The 268-nt window shown below is 36.2% G+C and carries 1 protein-coding gene; it reads right to left on the bottom strand.

All coding sequences use genetic code 11. The features are described 5' to 3' along the window. Positions 1-37: 37 nt before the first annotated feature. A partial coding sequence (locus SB754_RS20580; RefSeq protein WP_410784216.1) for a hypothetical protein occupies positions 38-268 on the bottom strand: 231 nt, incomplete at its 5' end.

A 268-nucleotide genomic window follows, 5' to 3' on the forward strand; every position in this document is an offset into this window, starting at 1 on the left:
GAATAGATGTCCCTTCTTTGTATTTTATATTTATCCCTTACGGATTAGTAGACCAAAGTCCTGCTGATTTAATAAATGTACGTTTATTTAATTTCAGCTGCGCTACGATAAACTCTGCAATATCTTCCGCTTGCATTACTTTATCAGGATTTCCATCAGTTAATCCTAAGTCTACAGCCATGTCAGTTGCTACTGTACTTGGTGTTAAAGCTGTTACACGGATATTATGTTTACGAACTTCCATCGCTAACGATTCTGTTAAACCAAG

This window comes from Leifsonia sp. SIMBA_070 (genome assembly GCF_046534635.1).
GTDB lineage: Bacteria > Actinomycetota > Actinomycetes > Actinomycetales > Microbacteriaceae > Leifsonia.